The sequence below is a fragment of the Roseobacter sp. genome, assembly GCF_024639605.1.
Classification (GTDB): domain Bacteria; phylum Pseudomonadota; class Alphaproteobacteria; order Rhodobacterales; family Rhodobacteraceae; genus Roseobacter.
Map to the genome: position 1 here is coordinate 1 of NZ_JAHEHZ010000186.1, position 5,583 is coordinate 5,583.

The 5,583-nt window shown below is 60.4% G+C and carries 4 protein-coding genes; 2 read left to right on the forward strand and 2 right to left on the reverse strand.

Features of this window, described 5'->3' with window-relative positions:
- The coding region (locus Q0M35_RS16885; RefSeq protein WP_295317433.1) for a class I SAM-dependent methyltransferase at positions 1 to 847 on the forward strand (847 nt) is incomplete at its 5' end.
- A gap of 38 nt (positions 848 to 885) precedes the next feature.
- On the opposite strand, the gene Q0M35_RS16890 is transcribed toward Q0M35_RS16885, so the two are convergent.
- Positions 886 to 2,310, reverse strand: coding sequence for a hypothetical protein (locus tag Q0M35_RS16890; protein ID WP_295317434.1), 1,425 nt, complete (start codon positions 2,308 to 2,310; stop codon positions 886 to 888).
- A 178-nt stretch (positions 2,311 to 2,488) separates the two neighbouring features.
- Here Q0M35_RS16890 and Q0M35_RS16895 point away from each other — a divergent pair, with 178 nt between their 5' ends.
- Positions 2,489 to 3,262 (forward strand): FkbM family methyltransferase, encoded by a 774-nt coding sequence (locus Q0M35_RS16895; protein WP_295317435.1) that lies wholly within the window; start codon positions 2,489 to 2,491, stop codon positions 3,260 to 3,262.
- Between the two features lie 83 nt (positions 3,263 to 3,345).
- Here the strand turns inward: Q0M35_RS16895 and Q0M35_RS16900 are convergent, their stop codons facing one another.
- Complete coding sequence (locus tag Q0M35_RS16900) at positions 3,346 to 5,286, reverse strand: multiheme c-type cytochrome (protein WP_295317436.1); 1,941 nt, start codon at positions 5,284 to 5,286, stop codon at positions 3,346 to 3,348.
- Between the last annotated feature and the right edge of the window lie 297 nt (positions 5,287 to 5,583).

A 5,583-nucleotide genomic window follows, 5' to 3' on the forward strand; every position in this document is an offset into this window, starting at 1 on the left:
GGCCAATCATGTGGGCGAAACCCTCAAACTTGATTACTGGCGGCGCTGGAACAAGGGTGGGGCCCGCGACAAGACAATTCTGCGCCACAAAAAGGCTGTGCGCGCGCGTCTGCGGGAGCTCAGGAAGGATCCTGAACTCGCCTTTCTGGAACGCGCAGCGATCGCGCTGAGCACACAGCGCCTCGCGGAGCTGAAAACAGACCCTGACTTCGCGAAACTGCGCCAGGACATTGTTGGCCCGGAAAGCGAGAACCTGTCGGTGGTGCGCCGTGCCAACGCCGGTATGAAACTGCGTTCACCGTCAAGACACAAGAACCGCCGCGCGTTTCTCAGGCGGATGCCAAAGGGCGGGCGCTGTGCGGAAATCGGTGTCTGGCAGGGCAGCTTCAGCCTTGAAATCCTTGATGTCACGCAGCCTGCCGAGCTGATCCTGATCGACCCCTGGGGCCTTCTTGCAGGGCGGGAAGAAAGCGAATGGACCCACGCCAAACATAAAGACAGCGCCGTAATGGACCGGATGTACCGCGATGTCCTGGATGAGTTTGAGGGCAATGACCGGGTGAGCGTGCGCAAGGGGTTCTCGGCTGACCTGCTGGCGGAATACGCGGACGGGTATTTTGACTGGGTCTACATCGACGGCAACCACCTTTATGATTTTGTGCGCAAAGACATTGAGCTCAGCGCCCTGAAGGTGCGCCAGGGCGGGATCATCGCGGGCGATGATTACCGCTGGAGCAAAGACGGGCGTCTGCATGTGCAGGACGCGGTTCAGGACGCCATGGCGGCGCTGAAGCTCGGCCCCGAAGCGCTGAGTGTGAAGGGTCAGCAGTTTATGATCCGGCTCTGATCCCGTCTGCTACCGGCTTCGCACAGACCGGGTGCCTGCTACTGAAACCGGAAATTCAGCAGTTCCGGACAGGCGCGTTCCAAAATCAGCGGTACGACCTCACCATTAATGCGCAGTGATGCGGGAAGGCTGATCGCGAGTTCGATCAGTTTGCGATCATTGAACGGATTCAGAAAATATGTGCTGTTATGACCGTTAAAATATGCCCCCTGCCAGTTGGGCAAAAGCAATTCGACCCATGCAAAATCATAGGGTTTTTTCTGGGCAGAGGGCGGCAGGCTTTCCAGCCAGTCCGTGTATGCTCCAAACCACTTTTTGCGCTCTTCTCCTCCGTGATCAATGCATACTCCAAGGCGCCGCACGCCATGTGTCAGATGAACGGGCCTGTCTATTTTATCGCGGCGCCACTGGCTGGCGCGCAACAGTTCCAGAATATTGCCGCGAAGCACGATGTGATCCCGTGGCAGGTCTTCGATCATCGGAACGGCCTCCATCTCGGGTCTCGCGCCTGACCACCCCATCCGCAACCGCATGTTCCGCATCTGGCCCATTTCCGGATACTTGCGAAAATATGTTTTGTATTCTTTGCCAAGGCTCTGCACGATTTCTTTACCCAGCGCCGTATCTCTGCGCGACGGGTTGTGAAATCTGTGGCCCGATATTTCGCTCAGTTTGTCCAACCGGTCACTGGCACAAGCCAGCAGAATCCTGGAATCCCGGCCACCCGATACCGGCAAAATGCAGTCGAATCTTTCGGTCAGCACAGTAATGTGAGAGCTTAGACGTTCAATGATCTGGTCAACTATATCCTTTGTGTCATCTGCGTTCTTCGAAAACGCCATGTCCATCGGCGGCCAGTGCCGGTGCTGCCCGAAATCAGACAGGTCGAGATAATGGCTGGACAGTCCGCGTTTGACAGTCCGGTCAATGGTATGTCCAAAGCTCAGTGTTCGTTTTCCGCTCAGCACATCGCGCGCGGGAAAGAGCGGATTGGCCACAACTGGCCGGTCAAGGACCAGACCCAGTGAGCTCGCCAAACGGCCGGTCTGCGCATCATAAAGCAGCGGCAGATCAGAAACCGGGTCGCAGTACACCCGCTCCGTGTCACCGGTCAGAAGGATCACCAGATACTTACCGGCAAGATCTGAGATTACCCCTTCTGCAACATCCGCGAAATCGTGCTGCGAATGATGAGCTGCGATCTGAAAGCTGTCTTCGGCAATGCCTCTGCCCGGCGCGATCGCGTGACCCAGTATCCAGCCCACGTGTGCGCCGTCCTGATCCGTCATGTGCGTCACCCGCAGAGCATCTCCGTGATGCAGGGTCCAGCGCCCGAGGTGTTGCTTAAACCACCCCGGATAGTTTCTGTCGCTGTCACAGCTCAGCACATACTGGTTGCGAAACTGCCATCCGAAATCAAGACCCCGTTGCAGGCACTTCTTTTCTGCGAGGCTTATTGGCATGTGTCGTACTTTTCCTGCCCGGATTTTCGCGTTCCCGGAGCCCGTCTGCCCCCTCATGATGTGTTGCATGATATCCCTCTTCTGACCACCCTGTTGTCCCTCCGGGATCTCCTGACTTGCGCTTTCAGCCGGGCGATCCGATAAACTGACTGAAAAACGGCACAGGCAGTTTATCCGGATGACATTCCCACATGATCTTCTGCGCACGATCTACAAAGATCCCGCGACCTCCCGGCGGATCCGACGCCGCATCCGTGCGTCGCTGGAGCCCGTGGAGGTTGATTACAAAGGCTGCCGGATGTTCGTGCATCCTGCTGATAACAATACAGAATTTCAGATTTGGCGTCTGGGGCGGACGCATGAGGAACGCGCGCTGAGGGATATACTTCAACGCCTTGCCGGTGCGCCTTTCTTTGCACTCGATGTCGGTGCAAATGCGGGCTCGTTCTCTGTCAGGCTGGCCGCAATCGCGCCCGAAGGATCGGTGATCCACGCTTTTGAGCCAAATCCGGTAATGCGCGCCCGGCTTGAGCACAATCTCAGCCTCAACAAGGCATCTTCGGTGATCGTGCACGACTGTGCCATCAGTGATGAAAACGATGAACTGGAACTGTGTATCCCGGCCGAGCAGAACCTGGGCCAGGCACGGCTCAGTCACACCTTTTCGAACGGTTCTGAGATCCGCGTAAAAGTGCGCAGCCTGACCGAGTTTCTGCCGGAAAATCCGGCGATGCCGGTTGATTTTCTCAAAGTCGATATCGAAGGTTTTGAAGACCGTGCAATCGGTCCCGTGATCAGTGATGCGCCGGTTCAGCAGCGCCCCCGCCTGATATTTTTTGAGCATAAACACAATGTGTTATGGAAGACGGACATCACGGCGCGCATCAGGGACGCAGGGTATATGCTCTGTGCGGAATACGGGCGCAACGCGCTCTTTGAACGGCAAAGCTGACCGATCCGCCGCCCGGGCGGCCCCCTGCCCCGCTGTGGCTATTCTGCGGGCCACAGGCGACTGAACGCACTTTGGCGGCGCTGTCAGTAAAGCTCCGAGCGGATCAGGCTCAGCGCGATGCTGTCGGGGTTGACCTCTACCGCCTCGTCCGCGGTGGCGCGCGCCGCCTCGCGGTCGCCCAGAGCCTCGTGAATACGGATCATCATCATCCAGCCCTGTTCGAGCTGCGGATCCAATGTCACCGCCTCGCCAAAGGCACGCAGGGCATTGTCCATCCGCCGGGTCGTCATTCCGATGCCGGCGATCACCACCTGGGTTTCAGGATAATCCAGCTTTGCCATCAGCGACTGTTGCCAGTCGCGCATCGCCTCCTGCAGATCGGCGGCCATTGCATCGGGCAGACGCGCCACAGGCAGGCTCAGAAACTCCCGCGCTGCTGCGATGCGCACAGCACGCACCGGGTCGCCCAGCAGGGCCACAAGGCGCGCAGCACTTTCATTGCCCGGGGCGCCCCGCTGTACCGATGCCGCCGCCGCGCGCACCAGCGGATCAGGGTCACTCAGCAGCGGCTCGAGGCGCGTAGCCAGCGCCGGTGTGGCCGCCCGGCTGAGCATCTCGAGTGCGGTGGCCCGCACGATACCGGGCAGCTCTGTGTATTCCGCAAGGCTCGCGAGTTCCTCTGCGTGTCCTCTGAGATCCCGGCGACCGGCAGCGAGCGTTTCGCCGTAATGCGGGCCGCGATGCGTGCTGTCGGGATACCAGCCCTGAAGCGCCTCCGCAGCCCATGAGGCGGTCTCATTCGTGTGGCAGTCGGTACAGGCATCCGGGCCCAGCGTCACAGTGCGCAGATCGGGCCGCGGGATGCGGAACGAATGATCCCGCCGCCCGTCCACGACCATATAGTCGCGCTCGATCATGTGACAGCTTTTGCACTGTGCGCCGTCGGTTCCGGTTTCGTGAAAATGGTGCGACGGGTCGTCATAAGCCTTCATCTGCAGGGTCGGAAAACGCGTATTGCCCGCCTCCGAATGGCACTGGGTACAAAGTCCGTTGCCTGTGGCGCGCAGCTGCGCGGTATGGGGTTCGTGACAGTCGTTACAGGTGACGCCTTTGTCGTACATCTTCGACTGCAGAAACGAGCCATAGACATAGACTTCATCGAGAATCTGACCGTCCGCGTGATAGCTGCCCTCGCGCAGCAGGCTCAGCCGGTAAGCATCGTGAAACGGCGTGCCGGGCAGCGGATTGCCTTGCTCAAAGGGTTCGCGGCGCGAATGACACGAAGCGCACTGCTGCAGGTATGTTTCTCCCCCGGCAGACATATCAAGCATAAGCCCGGTCTCTGTCAGCCCCTCCCATGGGGTCTGGCTGGTGGCCTCGTCCCGGGCCCAGGCGATGTGCGCCTCTCCCGGGCCGTGACAGGCCTCGCAGCCCACGCCGGTTTCGGCCTGGGTACTGTCATAGGTCCGGTCATCTGCCTTGTAATTCTTTTCAAACCCGGTGGCGTGGCATTCGGCGCAGCGCGCGTTCCAGTTCTTGTACGGTCCGGTCCAGTGCAGCCCGTCGCCGGCAAAAAGATCCTGATCGGGGTAGAGGTGGTACCAGCGGTTCTCCCCGGTGTCCCAGACAACGTCAAAGGATTGCAGGCGACCCTCTTCGGTCTCCAGCAGGTATTGCTGCAGGGGCTCGACGCCCACCACGCTGTGCACCGGATAAGGGGTGATGCGCCCGGTCGGCCCGTCGGTTTCCATCATATAGGTCTCACCGTCGCGGTAAAACCGGGTGGTGACCCCGTTTTGCGTAAATTCCGTATCGTCGAAGTCTCCCAGCACGGTCCGGGGCCCCGGCGGCGTCCAGGCCAGGGCGTGATGCGAGCCCTCCCAGGCTTCCGCCGCCTCTGTGTGGCAATCCGCGCAGACCTGTGTTCCGACATAGGCGGGTGCCCCGCTTTCCTGAGCCGTCGCGCTCAGCGCGGAGAACGCCAGTACCAGCAGCGTCTGAGTGAGGAGCGGCGTTGGTTTCATCGGATCAGCGGGCCCTGTTCGGTCATCTCCGGCACCAGCCTAAAGGTGCGCGGGACCATGACAAGCGCAAAGCGTGAGCTGCGGGCATTGTGCCGCATTCGCGCGCGGCTTTTGCCCGGGTCAGGCACCGGTAAACGGGTTCAGCGGTGGCAACCGGTCGCGCTCAGCCGCGCGTTTGTGCTGGCCGGTGGTGAGCACCGGCCGGTCACGGCGCAACGCGCTCCGGACGGCGGCCCAGTGGCGGGTCAGTTCCGCCTCTCCCGCCCCGTCGCGCCAGCGCGCGCGCCCCAGGGCATC